Origin of the sequence: Falsiroseomonas stagni DSM 19981, assembly GCF_900114315.1 — a bacterium.
Taxonomy (GTDB): Bacteria; Pseudomonadota; Alphaproteobacteria; order Acetobacterales; family Acetobacteraceae; genus Falsiroseomonas; species Falsiroseomonas stagni.
In genome coordinates this window covers 439,499-458,910 of sequence record NZ_FOSQ01000002.1, presented here as the reverse complement: position 1 = coordinate 458,910, position 19,412 = coordinate 439,499, and the positions used below count along the sequence as shown (strand labels likewise).

Annotated in this window: 16 protein-coding genes and 2 tRNA genes; 11 read left to right on the top strand and 7 right to left on the bottom strand. The window is 70.6% G+C overall.

Annotated elements, in window-relative coordinates; translation table 11 throughout:
* Positions 1–68 precede the first annotated feature (68 nt).
* Positions 69–144, top strand: a tRNA-Lys gene (locus BM041_RS08970).
* Between the two features lie 616 nt (positions 145–760).
* Positions 761–1,141 (top strand): H-NS histone family protein, encoded by a 381-nt coding sequence (locus BM041_RS08965; RefSeq protein WP_092958515.1) that lies wholly within the window; start codon positions 761–763, stop codon positions 1,139–1,141.
* 44 nt (positions 1,142–1,185) lie between these two features.
* Here the strand turns inward: BM041_RS08965 and rpoD are convergent, their stop codons facing one another.
* Positions 1,186–2,991, bottom strand: a complete 1,806-nt coding sequence (gene rpoD, locus BM041_RS08960; protein WP_245761989.1) for an RNA polymerase sigma factor RpoD — start codon at positions 2,989–2,991, stop codon at positions 1,186–1,188.
* A 383-nt stretch (positions 2,992–3,374) separates the two neighbouring features.
* Here rpoD and BM041_RS08955 point away from each other — a divergent pair, with 383 nt between their 5' ends.
* From BM041_RS08955 to BM041_RS08935, 5 genes are all read left to right on the top strand, one after another.
* Positions 3,375–4,433, top strand: coding sequence for a type III polyketide synthase (locus tag BM041_RS08955; protein WP_092958511.1), 1,059 nt, complete (start codon positions 3,375–3,377; stop codon positions 4,431–4,433).
* Between the two features lie 2 nt (positions 4,434–4,435).
* Entirely contained in the window at positions 4,436–5,119 is a 684-nt protein-coding gene (locus BM041_RS08950) for a methyltransferase domain-containing protein (protein WP_092958509.1), read from the top strand.
* A complete protein-coding gene (locus BM041_RS08945) occupies positions 5,116–6,195 on the top strand; it encodes an NAD(P)/FAD-dependent oxidoreductase (RefSeq protein ID WP_092958507.1) in 1,080 nt (359 codons plus the stop codon). The genes BM041_RS08950 and BM041_RS08945 overlap by 4 nt, the downstream gene beginning before the upstream one ends.
* 41 nt (positions 6,196–6,236) lie before the next feature.
* Positions 6,237–6,309, top strand: a tRNA-Glu gene (locus BM041_RS08940).
* A 79-nt stretch (positions 6,310–6,388) separates the two neighbouring features.
* Complete coding sequence (locus tag BM041_RS08935; protein WP_092958505.1) at positions 6,389–6,709, top strand: hypothetical protein; 321 nt, start codon at positions 6,389–6,391, stop codon at positions 6,707–6,709.
* A gap of 50 nt (positions 6,710–6,759) precedes the next feature.
* Here the strand turns inward: BM041_RS08935 and BM041_RS08930 are convergent, their stop codons facing one another.
* The 4 genes from BM041_RS08930 to BM041_RS08915 all read right to left on the bottom strand — a co-directional run bounded on the left by BM041_RS08930 (position 6,760) and on the right by BM041_RS08915 (position 12,502).
* On the bottom strand, positions 6,760–8,118 hold the full coding sequence (locus BM041_RS08930; RefSeq protein WP_092958503.1) for an LLM class flavin-dependent oxidoreductase: 1,359 nt from the start codon (positions 8,116–8,118) through the stop codon (positions 6,760–6,762).
* A gap of 16 nt (positions 8,119–8,134) precedes the next feature.
* Positions 8,135–9,712 (bottom strand): ABC transporter substrate-binding protein, encoded by a 1,578-nt coding sequence (locus BM041_RS08925; RefSeq protein ID WP_092958501.1) that lies wholly within the window; start codon positions 9,710–9,712, stop codon positions 8,135–8,137.
* Positions 9,709–11,082 carry an LLM class flavin-dependent oxidoreductase gene (locus BM041_RS08920; RefSeq protein ID WP_245761988.1) on the bottom strand — a complete coding sequence of 458 codons (1,374 nt, stop codon included), beginning with the start codon at positions 11,080–11,082 and terminating at the stop codon, positions 9,709–9,711. Before BM041_RS08920 ends, BM041_RS08925 begins: the two co-directional genes overlap by 4 nt.
* Positions 11,083–11,215: 133 nt before the next feature.
* Positions 11,216–12,502 carry an MFS transporter gene (locus tag BM041_RS08915; RefSeq protein ID WP_092958497.1) on the bottom strand — a complete coding sequence of 429 codons (1,287 nt, stop codon included), beginning with the start codon at positions 12,500–12,502 and terminating at the stop codon, positions 11,216–11,218.
* An 86-nt stretch (positions 12,503–12,588) separates the two neighbouring features.
* Here BM041_RS08915 and BM041_RS08910 point away from each other — a divergent pair, with 86 nt between their 5' ends.
* Together BM041_RS08910 and BM041_RS08905 are read left to right on the top strand one after the other, a co-directional pair.
* Positions 12,589–13,437 (top strand): sulfurtransferase, encoded by an 849-nt coding sequence (locus tag BM041_RS08910; RefSeq protein WP_092958495.1) that lies wholly within the window; start codon positions 12,589–12,591, stop codon positions 13,435–13,437.
* On the top strand, positions 13,434–14,576 hold the full coding sequence (locus tag BM041_RS08905) for a MalY/PatB family protein (protein ID WP_092958493.1): 1,143 nt from the start codon (positions 13,434–13,436) through the stop codon (positions 14,574–14,576). The genes BM041_RS08910 and BM041_RS08905 overlap by 4 nt, the downstream gene beginning before the upstream one ends.
* Here the strand turns inward: BM041_RS08905 and BM041_RS08900 are convergent, their stop codons facing one another.
* Positions 14,577–16,577, bottom strand: a complete 2,001-nt coding sequence (locus BM041_RS08900) for a PhoX family protein (RefSeq protein WP_092958491.1) — start codon at positions 16,575–16,577, stop codon at positions 14,577–14,579.
* A 206-nt stretch (positions 16,578–16,783) separates the two neighbouring features.
* Between BM041_RS08900 and BM041_RS08895 the strand changes: the two genes are divergently transcribed.
* Together BM041_RS08895 and BM041_RS08890 are read left to right on the top strand one after the other, a co-directional pair.
* Positions 16,784–17,836 (top strand): Ldh family oxidoreductase, encoded by a 1,053-nt coding sequence (locus tag BM041_RS08895; RefSeq protein WP_092958489.1) that lies wholly within the window; start codon positions 16,784–16,786, stop codon positions 17,834–17,836.
* Complete coding sequence (locus tag BM041_RS08890; RefSeq protein WP_175533830.1) at positions 17,833–18,594, top strand: MBL fold metallo-hydrolase; 762 nt, start codon at positions 17,833–17,835, stop codon at positions 18,592–18,594. The genes BM041_RS08895 and BM041_RS08890 overlap by 4 nt, the downstream gene beginning before the upstream one ends.
* Here the strand turns inward: BM041_RS08890 and BM041_RS08885 are convergent.
* Positions 18,587–19,411 (bottom strand): NAD-dependent epimerase/dehydratase family protein, encoded by an 825-nt coding sequence (locus BM041_RS08885; protein WP_092958485.1) that lies wholly within the window; start codon positions 19,409–19,411, stop codon positions 18,587–18,589. The two genes, BM041_RS08890 and BM041_RS08885, sit on opposite strands and share 8 nt — an antisense overlap.
* Position 19,412: the final 1 nt, after the last annotated feature.

Here is a 19,412-nt window from a genome sequence, read left to right as displayed (position 1 = left end):
CCATGACTGCATGGGCTTGCCAAACCCCGTCCCACCCCTTAAACGCCCCCCACCGGCGGTTACCGCCCGGGCGCTTAGCTCAGTTGGTAGAGCAGCTGACTCTTAATCAGCGGGTCGTAGGTTCGAGCCCTACAGCGCCCACCAAACCCCCCCCAGGCCTATCATTCCTGCGATCGCCCTCGACCCCAACGGTCGGATGGCATCGCTTGTTGTTCGCGGTCCAGGCTGTGCGCCGGGAGGCGCATGATCGCCGAACCCGTCATTTTCCGGACGCTGGAGACCCAGGGGCGCGAGGCGAATTTAAGACCGGCGTCGGAATAAAAGGCCCGGGCGCCGGCAGCATTAATCCTTTTCGGGAAGCCGGCGGCCCCGGTGCTCGCGATTAATACCAACGGCCGCTTTCAGCGACTCGTTGGTATTGTTTTGCTGCCCTCAAGCGCCGGGCGGCCGCTCCGCGGCCTTGGCTCGCCGGACGACCGGCGGGCCGCATTCGCGGCCTCGGCCGGCTTTGCCGGCCGCAGGTCACTCCATCGTGCCGTTGGTATTGTTTTGCTGCCCTCAAGCGCCGGGCGGCCGCTCCGCGGCCTTGGCTCGCCGGACGACCGGCGTGCCGCGTTCGCGGCCTCGGCCGGCTTTGCTGGCCGCAGGTCACTCCATCGTGCCGTTGGTATAATTCGTTTCCAGCGGCGGTTTTACGCGTTATGCCTGTGTCATCTGCCCGGATCGAAACGCCCCGGGCGGGCTTGATAAAGGCAACATCATGACCGCAACTGAAAAAACCGCACTGGCCACGGCCCTGGCCGCGCTGGATACCCTGGGCGTCGCTGAATTGCGGGAAGTGGCTGCAGCGGCCGAACGCCTGGCGCAGGAGCGGGGCGAGGTCGAACGCCGCAGCTTCATCGAGGAAACCCGCAAGAAGGCCGCCTCGCTCGGCATCAGCCTGACCGAAGTGCTGGGCGAGATCGCACCCACTTCCTCCGGCCGCCGCCGCAATGCGAAGCCCGAGAAGAAGACGCGGGCGAGCGCGGCGGTGAAGTATCGCGGGCCGAATGGGGAGCCCTGGTCGGGCCGTGGGCGTCCGCCGCGCTGGGTGCAGGCGGTAGAGGCCGAGGGGCGCAGCCGGAACGACTACGCCGTCTGAGGCGAAAGACGCCGGCGGGGATCAGCCCCGCCGGCGCTTCAAGATCACGCTTCCAGGAAGCTCCGCAGCGCCCGGCCCTGGCCGGAGGAGCGCAGCTTGCCGAGCGCCTTCGCCTCGATCTGGCGGATGCGTTCGCGGGTCACGCCGAAGGTCTTGCCGACCTCTTCCAGCGTGTGCTCGCCATTGGTGCCGATGCCGAAGCGCATGCGCAGGATGCGTTCCTCACGCGGCGTCAGGTCGGCCAGGACGCGGCCGGCGGCTTCCCGCATGCCGGCCTGGGCCGCGCTGTCGAAGGGCAGCACGGCGTTGCGGTCCTCGATCAGGTCACCGAGGCTGGCATCGCCATCCTCCCCGATCGGGGATTCCAGGCTGACCGGTTCCTTCGCCAGGCCCTGCACGGCGCGGACCTTGTCGAGCGGCATGCCGAGGCGCTCCGCCAGTTCCTCCGGCGTCGGCTCCCGCCCCGTCTGCTGGGCCAGGCGACGGCCGACGCGGACGACCTTGCCGACCGTCTCCGTCATGTGCACGGGCACGCGGATGGTGCGGGCCTGGTCGGCGATGGCGCGGGTGAAGGACTGGCGGATCCACCAGGTCGCGTAGGTCGCGAATTTGAAGCCGCGGCGCCAGTCGAACTTCTCGACCGCGCGCATCAGGCCGATATTCCCTTCCTGGATCAGGTCGCCGAGCATCAGGCCGCGGTTGCGGTACTTGCGGGCCAGGTGGACCACCAGGCGCAGATTGGCGCGGATCAGCTCATCCTTCGCCTGGCGCAGGTCGCGCTCGGCCCGGGCGGCTTCGGCGTAGAGGCGGCGCAGAACCGCGGCGGGGACGCCCGATTCATCCTCGATCCGCGCCAGTTCGGCCCGGATCTCCGCGATGTCGCCGCGCAGGCTGGCGGCCGCCTTGGTGGCGCCGACGGCCTTTTCGAGCCGCGCGCCGCACCCGGCCTCGCCACCCTTCCAAACCTTCAGGAATTCGTCGCGGCTGATGCGCGCGCTCGTGGCCAGGCGCAGCGCGCGGCCTTCCAGCGCCACCAGGCTGCGGTGGATGTCGCGCAGCTTGCCGAGGAGTTCCTCGGTCTTCGCCGGACGCAGCCGCAGCGCGGTGACCTGCGCGACGGCCTCCTGCCGCAGGCGCACCAGCTCCGCCGCCTTCAGGCCGGGGGCGCGCAGCGCCGCCAGGGCCGCCAGGGCGGTGGCGAAGGATTCCATCACTTCCGGGCGCATCCGCGCCTCGACGGAGATGACGGGCAGGTCGGCCGAGGCTTCCTCGACGCCCTCGGACACCGGCTCCTCCGCGCCATGGGCGGCGGCGGCGGCTTCCAGCTCGATCAGGTCGCGCAGCGGCAGGCGGCCGGCTTCCGCCGCGTCACGCCAGGCGGTGAGCGTCGCGATGGTCGTCGGGCTTTCGCAGAGCGCGGATAGCATGGCTTCGCGCCCTGCCTCGATGCGCTGGGCGATCGCGATCTCATCCTCGCGCGACAGCAGCTCCGCCTGCCCCATCTCCCGCAGGAACATGGTGACGCTGTCGTCGTTGCGGCTGCCGGAGGCGGGGTTGATGTTGCCCGCGGCGGGGGCGGCATCGTCATCGCCAGCGCCCGCGGCGAAGCCGAGGGGGGCCATGCCCTCCTGCTCCTCGGCCTCCTCCTCGGGCAGCACGTCGAGCCCGGCATCATCCACCAGGCCGACGACCGCGTCCTCGTCATCCTCGGGGATCAGGGCCTCGGCGGAGACGCCCGGGCGCATGTCGTCATGGCCCGCATCGTCGGAGCCATCGCGGCGCATCAGGGCCGCGAAGCTGGGGGCTTCCGCCTCCAGCCCGTCCCGGTCGGTCGCCTTCTGTCCGAACATCCCGTCCATCTGTCAGCCCGTGTCCCTGCCGCCATCACGTCGGTGCCCGAAGCCGCGTCCCGATCCCGGGCCCGGCACGGCCGATGGCCCGCGCGGGTTCACCGGCGGGACAGAGGTCATGCGGTTGGGAAGGGGCCGCGATTCGGCCGCCGGCACCATATGGGCCAGTCGGGCGGCCAACACACCCCCAAATCACAAGAAACCTGTCATGTTCAGAACGCCGGGCAGGACCAGGAAAAACCTGGGAAAAGCAGGGCTTGGCGGCAGGCCTGCGTTATGGGCTGCCCAGGATTGACTCTGGCGCATGGCGGAGTCGCGTCACATGATCGGGTGTCCGGTCAGCCAGGCCTTACCGGCTGGCCCGCCCGACCAAGGTGGTGGGCATGACACAGGTCTTCCTGAATCGCATCGCCACCGCCACGCCGGCCCATCAGGTGCATGGCGCTTTTTCGGCCTTCGCCATGGCGCAGGCGCTGGGCCGGGACCGCGCCGCCTTCGCCAGGATGGCGTCGCGCGCCGGGATCGCCAGCCGCCATTCCGTCCTGACCCCGTCGGAGCCGGAGGGGTCCGGCACGACCTGCGGCTTCTACCGCCAGGGGGGCGCCTTCCCGACGACGCGCGCGCGGATGCGGCGGTGGGAGGATGAGGCCCCGGGCCTGGCGGATGCCGCGCTGGAACGGCTCGGCCTGCGGGACGAAGGGCCGGGGATCACCCACATCATCGTCGCGACCTGCACCGGCTTCGTGGCCCCGGGGATGGATCGGCACATCATCACCCGGTTCGGGCTGCCACTGTCGGTGGAACGCACCACCGTGGGCTTCATGGGCTGCCAGGCCGCCATCAACGCGCTGAAGCTCGCCTGGCACACGGTGCGGAGCCAACCGGAAGCGCGGGTGCTGGTGGTCTGCCTGGAACTCTGCACGCTGCACCTGCAGGGCACGACGGCGCTGGAACAGCTATTGTGCTTCCTGCTGTTCGCCGATGGCTGTGCCACGGCCCTCGTCTCCGCCGAGGCGACCGGGCTGCGGCTGGACGGGTTCAGCAGCGTGGTGATCCCGGAGGCGCATGAGCAGATCACCTGGCGCATCGGCGATGCCGGCTTCGACATGACGCTGTCCGGCATGGTGCCCTTCACCCTGGCCCATGCGTTGCCGGACCTGGCACCGCGGATGCTGGCGGGGCGGGCGGTGAGCAGCGTGGATCTCTGGGCCGTGCATCCGGGCGGGCGGAGCATCCTGGATGCGGTGGCCCATGGGCTCGACCTGCCCGGGGATGCGCTGGAGACCAGCCGGGGGGTGCTGTCCGACCATGGCAACATGTCCTCCGCCACCGTGCTGTTCGTGCTGGAGCGGATGATGCGGGCAGGGCGGCGGGGGCGGGGCTGCGCGCTGGCCTTCGGGCCGGGGCTGTCGGCCGAGGCGATGCGGTTCGAGGCAGCCTGACCATGCCCCGCAGCCAGCAGGCCGAGATCATGGACGACCCGGGCCAGACGGAGGCCGATTTCGCCGCCGCGCTGCGGGACCTGGAGACACTGAACCGCATCACCTTCGCCTACGCGCCGCTGCTGCGCTTCCTGGACCGCGTGGTGGCGGCACGGCCGCGGCGGTCGATCTCCGTGCTGGATGTGGGCGCGGGCGGGGGCGATGCGCTGCGGGCGGTGGCGCGGTGGGGACGGGACCGCGGCGTGAAGACGGAACTCTGGGGCCTGGACCGCAGCCCCTGGGCGGAGCGGCACGCCATGGCGAAGGGCACGCCGGCGCGCTGGATCACGGCGGACCTGTTCGACCTGCCGGCGGAGCGGCGCTTCGATGTCGTGATCTGCGGGCTCTTCGCGCATCACCTGGATGACCCGACGCTGGTTCGCTTCCTGCGCTGGCTGCCGGCCCATGCGCGGGACCGCTGGCTGATCCTGGACCTGCACCGCCACTGGATTCCCTGGGCGGCGGTCTGGGCGGGAACGCGGCTGATGCGGATGCACCCGATGGTGAGCCATGACGGGCCGATCTCCATCGCGCGGGGCTTCAAGCGGGAGGACTGGAAGCGGCTGGCGGCGGAGGCCGGGGTGGCGGCGGAGGCGCGCTGGGTGCTGCCCTTCCGCTGGGCGGTGGAGGGGCCGGGGGGCCCATGAGGCCGCTGGTGATCCTGGGCGGCGGGCCGGCGGGCGCGGCGGCCGCCATCACCCTGGCCCGCGCGGGTGCCCGCCCCCTGCTGCTGGAACGCAGTGCGGCGACGCAGGAGAAGGTCTGCGGCGAATTCCTGGGTGCCGATGCGGCGGCGGCGCTGGCGGGACTCGGCATCGACCTGGCGGCGCTGGGGGCGGTGCCGGTGCGGCGGGCGATCTTCGCGGCCGGACGGCGGCAGGGACGGTTCGACCTGCCCTTCGCGGCCTGGAGCCTGCCCCGGTTGGTGCTGGATGAGGCGCTGCTGGCGCTGGCCGAAGCCTCGGGCGCGGAGGTCCGGCGCGGGGTGGCCGTGACCGCCGCGGCCTGGGGCGATGGCGGCTGGCGCCTGCGGCTGGGGGATGGGCGGGTCGAGGCCGCCGGCGCGGTGGTGCTAGCGACGGGGAAGCACGAGTTGCGCGGGTTGGCGCGGGATGCGGCGGGCGGGTCGGTCGGGCTGAAGCTGGCGCTGGAGGGCGTGCCGATCGGCGATGCCATCGCCGTGCTGGCCTGCGCGGGCGGCTATGCGGGGTTGCAGCCGCGGGCGGGGGGCGGCGCGAATCTCTGTCTGGCGCTGCCGGCCGGGACGCCGGGCCTGGCGGCGGCGGCGCGGGATCCGGCGGCGCTGCTGGCCCTGGTGGCCGGCGGCAGCGCAGTGGCGCGCGACCTGCTGCGGGATGCCGTGGCGGTCTGGGCGCGGCCGCTGGCGGTGGCGGCGGTGCCCTACGGGTACATTGCGCCGGCCGAATCGGGCGTGTTCCGCGTGGGGGACCAGGCGGCGGTCATCCCCTCCCTCTGCGGGGACGGGATCGCGATGGCGCTGGGGTCCGGCAGGCTTGCTGCGCAGGCGATCCTGGCGGGGCAGGGGGCGGCGATGCACCAGGCCGGCTGGGCGCGCCATGTGCAGCCCGGGATGCGCGTGGCGCGCGCGATGGATGTGGCGCTGGCGCGGGCGCCCGGCGCGGTGGCGCTGGCGGCGGGATGGCTGCCCGGGATGGCCCGCTGGGCGGCACGGCGCACCCGCTTGGGTGATCCCAGGGCTTGACCGGTGGCGCCGGCGCGGCCATACGCCCCCCACCTCCGGCTGTCCCGTTCGTCTAGAGGCCTAGGACACGGCCCTTTCAAGGCTGTAACACGGGTTCGAATCCCGTACGGGGCATACCCCTTCCCTGGGGAGCCATCGCCTTCCCCACCCCTTCTGCAGTGCGCCCTGCCTCGCGGTGGGGCGGGAGGAAGCCATGAGCCGGCGCCGCCAGAAACCGCCCCTTCGCAGCCAGAAGCCCGCCGCGTCCACCGATGTCGATTCGCTGCGCCAGTCGCTGGAAGCGATGGAGGCGACGCTGCGGCGGATCGAGGCCGAGGGCGCCGATGCCTATATGAAGCGCCGGATGGCGGAGATGGACGAGGCGCGTCTGGTCGCGCGCGGCCAGGCGCTGGAAGCCGCCGCGGCGCGGGCGAAGGCGGAGGCCGAGCGCCGCGCCTTGAGCGACCTCATCGACAAGGCGCCCGGTGTTGCGGGCTGGTTGATGCGTCGCGCCCGGAGGCGCGCGGGGCTGTAGGGCGCCCGGAGGCGCGCGGGGCTGTAGGGCGCCCGGAGGCGCGCCGGCGTTCAGCCCCGCGCGGCGGTGTGCCGGTTCTCCGGCACGCGAAGGCCGAGGTTGTCGCGCAGCGTCGGACCCTCATAGGCCGTGCGGAAGATGCCGCGGCGCTGCAATTCCGGGATCACCTGGTTGGCGAAATCGTCGAAGGGCCCGGGGTAGTAGTTGCAGATCACGTTGAAGCCATCGCAGGCATCGGCTTCCAGCCATTCCTGCATCTGGTCCGCGATGTAGCCGACGGTGCCGACCAGCACGCGATGCCCCTGCGCGGCGGAGACGGAGCGCGCGACCTGGCGCAGCGTCATGTTCTGCTTCTTCGCCATGTCCATGATCAGCTTCTGCCGCGACTTCGCGGAGTTGGCCTCCGGCAGGTCGGGCATCGGGCCGTCCAGCGGGTAGCTGAAGATGTCGATTCCCCGCGTGAAGCGGGCAAGGGCGGCCAGCGCCACGTCATCCGGCAGCAGGGCCTGGAGGGCGTCGTACTTCTCCTGCGCCTCCTCCATCGTCCGCCCGATCACCGGGGTGATGCCGGGCATGATCTTGATGTCGTCGGGCGTACGGCCGTAGCGGGCGGTGCGGCCCTTCACATCGGCGAAGAATTCCCGCGCGGCTTCAAGTTCGGTCTGCGCGGTGAAGACGATGTCCGCCGTGCGGGCGGCGAGTTCGCGGCCCGGTTCCGACGATCCCGCCTGCGCCACCACGGGGCGCCCCTGCGGCGTGCGGGGCGAGTTCAGCGGGCCGCGGACGTTGAAGTATTTCCCGTGGTGGTCGAGGAAATGCATCTTGTCCCGGTCGAACCAGACGCCGCTTTCCTTGTCCCGCAGGAAGGCGTCGTGTTCCCAGGAATCCCAGAGGCCGGCGACCACTTCGTAGAACTCGATCGCGCGTTCATAGCGCAGCGCGTGGTCCACATGGGTGTCGAGGTTGAAGTTGCCGGCCTCGTCCTCGATCTGGGACGTCACCAGGTTCCAGCCGCAGCGCCCGCCGCTGATGTGGTCGATGGTGCTGAAGCGGCGGGCGATGTTGTAGGGCTCGTTGAAGGTCGTCGTCGCCGTCGCGATCAGGCCGATGTTCTTCGTGCCAACGGCGAGTGCCGCCAGCGTCGCGGTCGGTTCCAGCTTGACGATGCGCGACAGCCGCGTGCGCGTCAGGTCGCCGGCCTTCAGCGCATCGCTGCCGCCGACCGCGACCGTGTCCTGGAAGAAGATGGTGTCATACAGTGCGCGCTCCGCCGTCTGGGCGAGGCGCATGTAGAGCGCGAAATCCATGTCGTATTCGGGCACGGCATCGGGGTGGCGCCAGCCCGCCAGGTGGTTGCCCGGCACGGACAGGAAGGCGCCGAGCTTCAGCTGCTTCTTCTTCGTGGTCATGGTGGAGATGGTCCGTTCAGCGGGCGATGCGGATGCCGGTCGCCATGGTGTACTGGTCGCCTCTCGGCGTCAGCGTGATGTTGCGCGCCGTGCCCCAGGCGGAGCGGACGAAGAAGACCGGCACGATGGCCGCCTCCGCCATCGCGTAGCGCACGGCTTCCTGCGTCAGTGCTTCCCGCCGCGTGTCGTCCAGCGTGGTCTCGATCGCGCCCAGCAGGCGGTCGAGATTGGCGTCCGAATAGCGGCCGCGGTTGGACGCGCCGTGGCTGAGCTGCGCGTTGTAGGTGCGGAGGATCGTGCTCATGCCCTCCGGCGCAGCGCCGGTGGTGGTGAAGAACATGCTGAGGGAGACGGAGAATTCCGGCCCGCCATTGGCCGGGTTGCGGTTGGCGCGGCGGAAGAAGATGGATGAGGGCAGGGCCTCCACCTCCGTCCTGATGCCGATGGCGGTCAGCATCTGGCCGATCGCCTGGCAGCTGCGCGCATCGCCGGCGAAGCGGTCCCCGGTGCAGTGGATGGTGAGGCCGAAGCCGTTGGGGTAGCCGGCTTCCGCCAGCAGGGCGCGGGCGCGGGCGGGATCGAAGGCGGGGACGGGAAGATCGGGCACATGGCCGATGAAGCCGGCCGGGGCGATCTGCCCCGCAGGCTCCGCGCCGCCTTCCATCGCGCGTTCCGCCAGCGCCGTGCGGTTCAGCGCGTGGGAGAGGGCGAGCCGCACGCGGCGGTCCTGTAGCGGGTTGCGGTCCAGCTGCTGGCCATCCGTCGCGGTGACGAAGGGGGAGCGTTCGCGCCCGCTGTCGATATACATGTAGAAGTTGAAGCCGGAGGTCGAGGTGACGAGGCGCGAGCGCGCATCCGTGCGAACGCGGCCATAGAGCGCCGGCGGCACGGCATCGACCACATCGACATCGTTGGCGAGCAAGGCGGAGACGCGCGCACTGTCATTCGGGATGAAGCGGAAGACCACGCGCTCCCATGGCTCGGGCGCGCGGCCCGAAGGGCGCTGGACACGCTCGATGGTGACGTCGGCGCCGCGGTTGAAGCGCACCCAGCGATAGGGGCCGGTACCGATGGCGGCGCGGCCGCCGTTGAAATCCTCCTCCGTCGCGTTGTCGCCGACCGCGGCGGCGGAGACGATCATGATGGACGCGAGGTTGTAGGGCAGGAGGGGGGAGGGTCCATGGGTGCGGATCCGGATCGTGCTCGCATCCACCTCCTCCACCCCCGCCACGGCGCGCATCTGCGCGCTGTAGGTGCGAAGACCCCGTGCATCGCCGGCGCGGGCGAAGGAGAAGGCGATATCCGCGGCGCGCAGCGGCGTGCCGTTATGGAAGGTCGCCCCCGGGCGCAGCTTGAATTCCCAGGTGCTGTCGTCCACCACGCGCCAGGATTCCGCGAGCCCTGGCAGGGCCTGCATGTTGGGGTCCTGCTCCACCAGCGATTCATAGACATGCATCTGCACGTTGCGGTTGGGGCTGTAGGATTGGTGCGGGTCGGATCCGTCGATCGCCGCCTTCATGCCGATGCGCAGCGTCTGTGCGCCGGCGGGCAGCGCGGCGAGGGCACATAGCAGGGCGAGGGTCGGACGGATCATTCAGCGGCACTCCCAAGGGTTTCGGCGATGGCGGCACGGCGGGCAAGGATGCTGCGGTGTTCGGGGTAGGCCAGGCCGAGATTCTCGCGCAGCGTTCGGCCCTCATAGGCGGTGCGATACAGGCCGCGCCGCTGCATCTCCGGCACCACCATCTCCACCACCTCCTCCAACCCGCCGGGCAGCCAGGTCGGCAGGATGTTGAAGCCATCCGCCCCGCCACCGTGGAACCACTCCTCCATCGCATCGACGATGTCGGTGGGCGTGCCGATGACGATGCGGTGGCCATTGCCGCCGGCGATGGAGAGGTAGAGCTGGCGGATCGTCAGGTTGTTGCGGCGGGCGATGTCGATGAAGATCTGGCCGCGGCTGTGGTCGCGGCGGTCCTTCGGCTCCGGCAGCGGGCCGTCCAGATCGTATTCCGAGAGGTCGCCGAGATAATTGGCGAGTGCGCCAAGCCCGACGACGGGCTGGACGAGCTCTTGCAGCACCTCGTACCGGTCCTGCGCTTCCTGCCGCGTGCGGCCGGGCACGGCCATCAGGCCGGGCATGATCTTGAGGTTGTCGGGATGGCGGCCGTAGCGCGCCATGCGGCGCTTCACATCCTGGTAGTAGGCGCGCGCCTCCTCCAGCGTCTGCGACGCGGCATAGACGACATCGGCGGTGGCGGCGGCGAGTTCGCGGCCCTGTTCGCTGGCGCCGGCCTGGACGATGACGGGCGTGCCCTGCGGTGTGCGCTGGATGTTGAGCGGGCCTCGGACGCGGAAATGCTCCCCCTGGTGGTTCAGGATATGTAGCTTGGCGGGATCGTAGTTGACGCCACTCTCCTTGTCCCGGACGAAGGCATCATCCTCCCACGAATCCCAGAGGCCCCTGACGACATCGACGAATTCGATGGCGCGGTCGTAGCGGCCGCCCTTCGCCGGCGCGCCGTCGAGGCCGAAATTCTGCGCCTCCATGTCGGTCGCACTCGTCACCACGTTCCAGCCGGCGCGGCCGCCGCTGATATGGTCCAGCGAGGCGAATTTCCGCGCGACGTGATAGGGCTCGTTGTAGGTGGTGGAGGCGGTGGCGACGAGGCCGACGCGCTCCGTCACCATCGCGAGCGCGGAGAGAAGCGTCAGCGGTTCGAACTGCACGTTCTTGCAGGTGTGGCTCAGCGCGCCCGGCGGACGGTCGTTGAAGCGGATGCCGACGCCATCGGCCAGGAAGGCCATGTCCAGCAGCCCGCGTTCGGCCACCTGCGTGGTCTTCACGAAGTGCTGCAATTCCATGTTGCCGCCGGCGGAAGCGTCCGGGTGGCGCCAGGCGGCGAGGTGATAGCCCATGCCGACCATGGAGACGCCGAGCTTGATTTTTCGTCTGTCGGCCACGCCGCGCACTCCTTCACCCCACCCCCACCACGCCGCACGTGATGCCGGGAATGCGACGATTTCAGCGAAGCCGTCGCGACTGGAGAAAGCATGTCACGCGGTGGGACTATTGCAATGCGGATTTCGCCGTCCGCTACGGCATCGCCGCGTTGCCCGCAGCGGATCGCCGGCGCGATGCCTCGCTGTCCGGGCTGATGTCTTCCAGCCTGTCGATGTCCCGCAACGCCGGGAAGATGCGCATCCAGAGCAGCGCGACGGCGACGGTGCCGATGCCGCCCAGCACCACCGCGGCGACGGGGCCGATGAGGGCGGCCGCGACGCCGGATTCGAATTCGCCGAGCTGGTTGGACGCGCCGATGAAGAGGGAATTCACCGCGGCGACGCGACCCCGCATCTCATCCGGCGTGGCCAGCTGCACCAGCGTCTGCCGCACCACCACACTGACGACATCGCCCATACCGATGAAGGCCAGCGCCGTGGCGGAGAGCCAGAGGTTGGTGGAGAAGCCAAAGACCACGGTGGCGACGCCGAACAGGATGACGCCCGCGAACATCTTCCGCCCGGCATTGCCGCCGAGCGGCACCCAGGCCAGCAGCAGCGACATGCCCAGCGCCCCCACCGCCGGCGCCGCCCGCAGGATGCCGAGGCCCCAGGGCCCGGTCTGCAATATGTCCCGCGCATAGATCGGCAGCAGCGCCGCGGCACCGCCCAGCAGCACCGCCACCATGTCGAGTGACACGGCGCCCAGAAGGATCGGCCGCGTGCGCACGAAGACGAGGCCGGAGAGCAGGTTCTCGATGGTGACGCGGCCACGGATGCCCTGGCGGGGGGCGGCCTGGATGGCGAAGGCCATCAGCGCCGCGACCAGGAAGCCCGCGGCCGCGGTGCCATAGGCGATCTCCGGCCCGCCCAGCGCATAGAGGAAGCCACCCGCCGCCGGCCCCGCGATGGTGGCCACCTGGCTGGCGGAGGAGGAGAAGGCGGTCGCGCGCGCCAGATCCGTGTTACGCACGACGCCGGCCAGCAGCGCCTGCTGGGCCGGCATCTCGAACCCCCGCGTCGCGCCGATGACGGCGACGAAGGCAAAGATGGTGGTGCTGGTCACCCAGCCGCCATGGCTGGCAAAGGTAAGGGCCAGCGCGGCGAGGCCCGTCAGCATCCGGCAGATGCCGACCACCAGGCGGCGATCGAAGCGGTCGGCGACCTCCCCGGTGAAGGGCGTCAGCAGCAGCACGGGCAGGAACTGCACCAGGCCGACAAGGCCGAGCGCCAGGGCGCTGTCCGTCAGGTCATAGACCTGCCACCCCACCGCGACGACCTGCACCTGCACGGCCATCGCCGAGATGACACGGGAGGCGAGGAAGAGGGCGAAGGGCGTCTGGCGCAGCAGCGACGCCACGCCAGGGGAGGGATCGGGCATGGCGCAGGGGAGCATCCCGCCCCCCCGCTTCGCAACCCTGGCCTTCGCGCGGCAGGATGGCGGCGCCGCAAGATCCCGGAGACTCCATGGCGACCGACCCCCGCGACCAGGTTTTCGTCACCGCGCCTGCCCTGGCCGCGCTGCTGCAGGGACCGAGGCCGCCGGTGGTGCTGTGCGTGCGCAATCCCCGGACGGCGGAGATGGCGGGGGCGTCGCGGATTCCGGGCGCGGTGGATGTGGACCTGCCGACGGAACTGGCCTCCCCGGGTGGCGGCACCAGGGGCAGCCGGCCGCTGCCGGACATCGGTGCCTTGCAGGAGGCCGCGCGGCGCTGGGGCATCCGTCAGGGGGATGCCGTCGTCGTCCATGACCATGACCGTTGCCTGGTGGCCGGGCGCGGCTGGTGGGTGCTGCGCTGGGCGGGCATCGCCGATGTGCGGCTGCTGGATGGGGGCTTCGCGGCCTGGCAGGGGGCGGGGCTGCCCGTGGCGACCACGCCGGGGGCGCCGGCGCCGGGGGATGTCGTGCTGTCGCCGGGGCATCTCGGCGTGCTGGATGCCGATGGGGCGGCGGCGCTGGCGCGGGAAGGGTTGCTGCTCGATTCGCGGGTGCGGCCCAACTACATCGGCGCGACGGTGGCGCCCGGGCAGGCGCGGCGGGGGCACATCCCGGGTTCCGTCAGCGCGCCGGCCATCGACAATCTGACGGAGGCCGGGACCTTCGCGGAGGCGGAGACGCTGCGGCACCTCTACGCCGCGCTGGGGGCGGATGGCAGCCGGCCCGTGGGCGTGTCCTGCGGCGCGGGCATCTCGGCGGCGCATGCGGTGGCGGTGCTGGCCTCGATCGGGGTGGAGGCGTCGATGTATCCGGGGTCCTGGTCCGCCTGGATCGCCGATCCCGACCGGCCCGTGGTGGTGGGCGGGCTGCCGGGATGAAGGACTTCGACTTCGAGACGCCGATCGACCGCCGCGGCACCGGCTGTTCCAAATGGAGCCGCTACGGCGACGACGTGCTGCCGATGTGGGTGGCCGACATGGATTTCGCGGTGGCGCCGCCGATCCTGCATGCCATCCGCGCCAGGCTCGATCATCCCGTGCTGGGCTATGGCGTGGCGCGGGATGCGCTGCGGGATGCGGTGGTGGCGATGCTGGCGCGGGAATACGGGTGGGATGTGGCGCCGGAGGCCGTGTGCTTCCTGCCGGGCGTGGAGCCCGGCTTCAACATGGCGCTGCGCGCGTTGCTGGCGCCGGGCGATGGCGTGGTGGTGCAGACACCGGCCTACAAGCCGATGCTGGCGGCGCCGGGCCATTGGGGGCTGCGACGCGTGGACGCGCCGCTCGCGGTCCGTGGCGACGATGTGCTGTGCGACCTGGACGCATTGCGGGCCGCACTGGCGAAATCCCGGGCGCTGCTGTTCTGCAACCCGCATAATCCGCTGGGCAAAGTGTTCACGCGGGCGGAACTGGGGAGCATCGCGGCGGCGGCGCTGGACAGCGGCGCGGTGATCGTCTCCGACGAGATCCACTGCGAATTGCTGTTCGACGGGCGGCGCCACATCCCGATCGCGTCCCTGTCGTCGGAGGTCGCGGCGCGGACCGTCACGCTGATGTCAGCGAGCAAGACCTACAACATCGCCGGCCTCAAGACCGCCTGCGCCATCATCCCCGATGCGGCGATGCGGGATCGCTTCCTGGCGAGCAAGGCCGGCATGGTGGACAGCGTGAATGTGCTGGGGCTGGAGGCGACGCTCGCCGCGCTGGAGCATGGCGCAGCGTGGAAGGCCGAGCTGCTGCGCTACCTCCAGGGCAATCGGGACTGGCTGGTCGAAGCCGTGCGCGGGCGCCTGCCAGGCGTGACGGTGCACAGGCCGGAGGGGACATTCCTGGCTTGGCTGGATGGCAGCGCGATCGGCATTGGGGAACCGCAGCCCTGGTTCCTGGACCGCGCGAAGGTCGCGCTCAGCCCGGGTGCGGAATTCGGCGCGCCGCTCGGCGCCCGGCTGAATTTCGGCTGCCCGCGGTCGGTGCTGGAGGCGGGGGTCGCCCGCCTCCAGGCCGCGCTGGCGGCGCGGTAGCTACGACCCGATCTCGCCGCCATCCTTCTTGACGATGGCGATGACCGCCGGGCGCGGCGGCATCCCCTCGGCGAAGTCGGGCCAGCGGGTGGAAGGACGTTCGAAGGTGCTGCCCGCATCATCGCCGGGATGCTGGATGGCGAGGAAGAGGGTGCGGTCATCCGGCGTGAAGCAGGGGCCGCAGACCTCCGCCCCCGTCGGCGCGCGGTAGAACTGCTTCGTCAGGGCGCGGCCGGCACCCATGGTATCCGCGGCCCAGATGCCGTCGGCGACGCCGGCGGCGGAAGGCGCGCCATCGGTCGCGATCCAGATGCGGCCCTTGCTGTCGAAGGCGCAGTTATCCGGGCAGGACAGCCAGCCGGCATCGGTCGTGGCGCGGTGGTAGCGGGCGCCGGCATCCGTGCCGGGCTTGCCGGCCATCAGGAAGATCGCCCAGCGCGCTTCCGTCGCGGCGTGGTCCGCGGCGTTGGTGCCGGCGCCGGGGGGGATGATCTCCACCACATGGCCATGCGTGTTGGCCGCGCGGGGATTCGCGCGGTTCACCTGCTGCGCCGTGCGGTTGCTGTTGTTGGTCAGCATCACGTAGACGCGGCCGGTGGCGGGGTTGGCCTCCACATCCTCCGGACGGTCCATCGGCGTGGCCTGCAGCAGGTCGGCGGCGCGGCGGGTGTTGATCAGCACCTCCGCCTGGCTGGCGAAGCCGTTGGCCGCGGTCAGCGGGCCCTGGCCATGCACCAGCGGCAGCCATTCCACGCGGCCATCATCATGGAAGCGGGCGACATAGAGCGTACCCTCATCCAGCAGGTCACGATTGGCGGCGCGGTCGTTCGGGTTCCAGGGGCGGGCGGTGACGAATTTGTAGACGTAGTCGAAGCGCTCATCATCGCCCTGGTAGAAGACGACACGGCCATCGGCGCTGATGGCATGGGTCGCGCCCTCATGCTTGAAGCGGCCCATGGCGGTGCGCTTCACGGGCGTGGCGGTGGGGTCGTAGGGGTCGAACTCGACGTTCCAGCCGAAGCGGTTCGGCTCATTCGGTTCCTTGTTCAGGTCGAAGCGATCCATGAAGCGGAACCAGCCATAGGTGCCCTCCGCCGCGATGCCGTAGCGGCGATAGGCTTCCGCCTGGGCCCCGGTGGTGGCGGCGCTGCCGGAGAAGTACTGGTTGAAGTTCTCCTCGGACGTGATGACGGTGCCCCAGGGCGTGTTGCCACCCGCGCAGTTGTTGAGCGTGCCGAGCACGCGCGTGCCGGTCGGATCGGCGGAGGTCTTCAGCAGGTCATGCCCCGCGGCCGGGCCGCTGACGCGCATCGGCGTCTCGCCGGTGATGCGGCGGTTGTAGCGGCTGTTGGGCACGACGGCCCAGCGACCATCGGCCTTGCGGATCTCCACCACGCTGAGGCCATGGGCGAGCAGCTCGATGCGCGACTGGTCGGCGGTGGCGCGCATCCGGCCGGTGCGGCCGGCACCGATGCCGGCGAACATCAGCTGCGTGTCGGTGTATTCGTGGTTCACCACCAGCAGGCCGCTGTCGCTGTTGCGGCTGCCCTGCGGCAGCGGGCGGAAATCGATGAAGTCGTTGTTGTAGCCGAACTGGACTTCCTGCGCGGCGGGGGTCTGCGCCAGCGGGTTGAAGGCGGGCGCTTCGCCCACGACGGCATCGCCCCAGCGGATCACCGTCTGGATCTCATAGCCCTCGGCCACCGCATCACGCTGCGCCATGCCGTGGCGGATCTCGGCGAAGCCGAGCGTGGAGGGGCCATCCGTCATCGGCACGACGCCCTGGGCGAGGACACCGTCGGCGGCGGCGACCATCTGGTCCACCAGCGTCGCGGCCGCGGCGGCGCCGCCCAGGCCGAGCATCGCGGCGCGCCGGGACAGGCGGCGTTCCATCAGTTCACCGATCGTCTCACGCGGTGCGGGGTTGCTGCCGATATCCTCGATCTCGATCGGCTTGCCGTGGCCGGCTGGCTCCGCGATGGGCTGGATCGTGTCGGGCATGGTCACTCATCTCTCCGGCACCGCGCGGAATGGCGCGGCGGTCGCGGGGACGCATAGACAGGCTGCGCGAAAGGCCGATGACGATCCGGTGAAGCATCCGTGTCGGTTGCATGGCTGCCCCGACGCCCGCCGCGTGCCGGCGGACTGGCGCGCCTGCGATGTGCCGCCCATGATCGACGGCAAGAGGCAGGGGAACGACGACCAAGATGGCGCTGGTGCGGGCTGACGGATTGCGTGACTTCGTGGCCGCGCTGTATCGCGCGGCGGGGCTGCCGACGACTGATGCTTTGCTGGTGGCGGACAGCCTGGTGAAGGCCGATCTGTGGGGCCATTCCTCCCATGGCGTGATGCGGGCTCCCTGGTACCTCGACCGCATCCGGACCGGCGTGATGAAGGCGCGGACGCAGGCCGAATACCTGGTGGATGGCGGCGCCATCGCCGTGCTGCATGGCCATGACGGCGTCGGCCAGGTGATCGCGAAGCAGGCGATGGACAGCGCCATCGAACGGGCGAAGAAGCACGGCGTCGGCATCGTTTCCGTGCGGGAGAGCAACCACCACGGCGCGCTGGGCTACTTCACGCGCATGGCCGCGGCTGCGGGCTGCATCGGCATGCTGGTGGCCAATGGCAGCCCCGCCATGGCGCCCTGGGGTGGGCGGAAGAAGGTGGTGGGGAACAATCCCTGGTCCATCGCGGCACCCGCCGGCCGCCATGCGCCGATGATGCTGGACATCGCGAATACCAGCGTGGCGCGCGGCAAGATATTCCTGGCGCGGCAGAAGGGGCAGCCCATCCCGGATTCCTGGGCGCTGGACAAGGAAGGACGACGCACGACGGACCCGATGGCCGCGCTGGAAGGCGTGATCCAGCCGATGGGGGAGCACAAGGGCTACGCGATTTCCGCCATGATGGACGTGCTGGCGGGCGCGCTGTCCGGCAGCGGGATGCTGACGGAGGTCGCCGGCCCCTACCAGGCGGAAAGGCGCAGCCGCAGCGGCCATTTCGTGATGGCGCTGAACATCGCCGCCTTCGGCCTGCTGCCGGTGTTCGAGGACCGGATCGAGCGCATGATCGCGGAACTCAAGGCCGCGCCGCGCGCCGAGGGGGTGGATGAGATCTTCTATCCCGGCGAGATGGAGGCCAGGGCCGAGGCCCGGCACCTGGCACAGGGCATCGACCTGCCGGAGAATACGGTGCTGGACCTGCGCCAGGCCGCGACGCATTGGGGCGTGGCGTTTCCCGAGGAGTTGGTGGCGTGAACTGGACGGTCGAGACCCTCATCCAGGGCTATCCGGGCAAGTCCAAGCAGCAGGGCGGGCTCGGCTTCAGCACCGTGGCGCTGGCGCGCGGGCCGGATGGCCGCATCGCCGTGCTGGACACCGGGCGCAGTGGCGCGCGGCGGCTGATCCTCGACAGGCTGCAGGCCGTGGGCGTCGCCGCCGATGCGGTGACGGATGTGCTGGTCACGCATCTCCACTACGACCATGTCGAGAACTGGTCGATGTTCCGCAAGGCGCTGATCCATGTGCCGGGGGCGGAACTCGACTACGCGCTGCGCCAGCCCGAGGGCGCGCCGCTCTGGCCCGAATTCTGCCTGCGGGCGCTGGCCGAAAACCCCCGGATGCGGCGGCTGGTGGGGGGCGAGACAGGCATCCCCGGCATCACCTGCTTCGAGGCGCCGGGCCATTCGCCGCACCACCTGGTCTTCGTGCTGGAGGGCGCCGTGCGGACGATCTTCTCCGCCGATGTCGCCAAGAACCGCGCGGAGCTGGCGACGGGTGTGGCGGACATGACGATGGATGCGGCGGTGCATTGCGCCTCCATCGCGCGGCTCAACGCAATGTGGCGCGAACTTCCGGGGACCGTGCTGCTGCCCGGCCATGACGTGGCGCTGCGCATCGGCGCGGATGGCCGGCCGGAGGCGATGGAGAAGCGCGTGCTGGACATCCAGGCCTGGTTCGGTGCCAGCCTGGATGAGGTGACGAAGTTCGACGTGACGGAGACCGGCGCTACCTGATCCGGTCCGGATCACCCGAGAAGCCGTATTCGCAGACGACGCCGCCGTGGAAGCGCGCGGCGACGCTGCCGGCGGGCGGGCGCTTGTCCTCGAGCTCCGCCGCATAGGCTTCGGCGTCGTCCTTCGGCCACCAGCCGAGCGCGGCGCGCGCGGCCTCATCCTTCCCCCATAGCGCGCGGCGATTGGCCGAGACGCCATAGACGACGAGGAAGTGGAAGGGTGCCGCATCGACCGCGGCGCGCGCCAGGCTCGCCATGTCCCCATGGCTGATCCAGCCACCGAGTTCGCGCGCATTGCCGGGGCGGGCGCGGAAGGCGCCGATGCGCATGCAAGCGACTTCGATCCCGTGCTTGTCGGCGTAGAGCCGGCCGAGGGCTTCGCCCCACACCTTGCTCGCGCCGTATTGCCCCGATGGGCGCGGGCGTTCCTCCGTGCCCACCAGCGCATCGGCTGGGTGGAAGCCGATGGTGTGGTTGGAACTGGCGAAGACGAAGCGCTTCACGCCATTCTGCCGCGCGGCCTCGAAGACCGCATGGCAGGCGATGACATTGGCGCGCAGGATGTCCTCCACCGTGCCACCGGTCTCCCGCGGGATGCCGGCGAGGTGGATGAGGCAATCGACGTCGCGCGTCGCGGCGAGCGCGACACCGGGCTCCGCGAGGTCGCCCTGCATCACCTCCTCCGCCGCCGCGGCATCGGTGACCGGGCGGATGTCATGCCAGCGGCAATGCTTGGCGGCGCCGCGGAGTGCGGGGCGGATGACGCTGCCGATCTCCCCGGCCGCGCCGGTGACGAGAAGGCGGTTCCAGTGCGGCATC

Coding starts and splice junctions, on each gene's coding strand:
- BM041_RS08885 (WP_092958485.1), bottom strand. CDS start 19,411: ATGCCGCACTGGAACCGCCTTCTCGTCACCGGCGCGGCCGGGGAGATC.
- BM041_RS08895 (WP_092958489.1), top strand. CDS start 16,784: ATGGCGCTGGTGCGGGCTGACGGATTGCGTGACTTCGTGGCCGCGCTG.
- BM041_RS08935 (WP_092958505.1), top strand. CDS start 6,389: ATGAGCCGGCGCCGCCAGAAACCGCCCCTTCGCAGCCAGAAGCCCGCC.
- BM041_RS08945 (WP_092958507.1), top strand. CDS start 5,116: ATGAGGCCGCTGGTGATCCTGGGCGGCGGGCCGGCGGGCGCGGCGGCC.
- BM041_RS08900 (WP_092958491.1), bottom strand. CDS start 16,577: ATGCCCGACACGATCCAGCCCATCGCGGAGCCAGCCGGCCACGGCAAG.
- BM041_RS08905 (WP_092958493.1), top strand. CDS start 13,434: ATGAAGGACTTCGACTTCGAGACGCCGATCGACCGCCGCGGCACCGGC.
- BM041_RS08965 (WP_092958515.1), top strand. CDS start 761: ATGACCGCAACTGAAAAAACCGCACTGGCCACGGCCCTGGCCGCGCTG.
- BM041_RS08910 (WP_092958495.1), top strand. CDS start 12,589: ATGGCGACCGACCCCCGCGACCAGGTTTTCGTCACCGCGCCTGCCCTG.
- BM041_RS08930 (WP_092958503.1), bottom strand. CDS start 8,118: ATGACCACGAAGAAGAAGCAGCTGAAGCTCGGCGCCTTCCTGTCCGTG.
- BM041_RS08925 (WP_092958501.1), bottom strand. CDS start 9,712: ATGATCCGTCCGACCCTCGCCCTGCTATGTGCCCTCGCCGCGCTGCCC.
- BM041_RS08915 (WP_092958497.1), bottom strand. CDS start 12,502: ATGCCCGATCCCTCCCCTGGCGTGGCGTCGCTGCTGCGCCAGACGCCC.
- BM041_RS08950 (WP_092958509.1), top strand. CDS start 4,436: ATGCCCCGCAGCCAGCAGGCCGAGATCATGGACGACCCGGGCCAGACG.
- BM041_RS08955 (WP_092958511.1), top strand. CDS start 3,375: ATGACACAGGTCTTCCTGAATCGCATCGCCACCGCCACGCCGGCCCAT.
- rpoD (WP_245761989.1), bottom strand. CDS start 2,991: ATGTTCGGACAGAAGGCGACCGACCGGGACGGGCTGGAGGCGGAAGCC.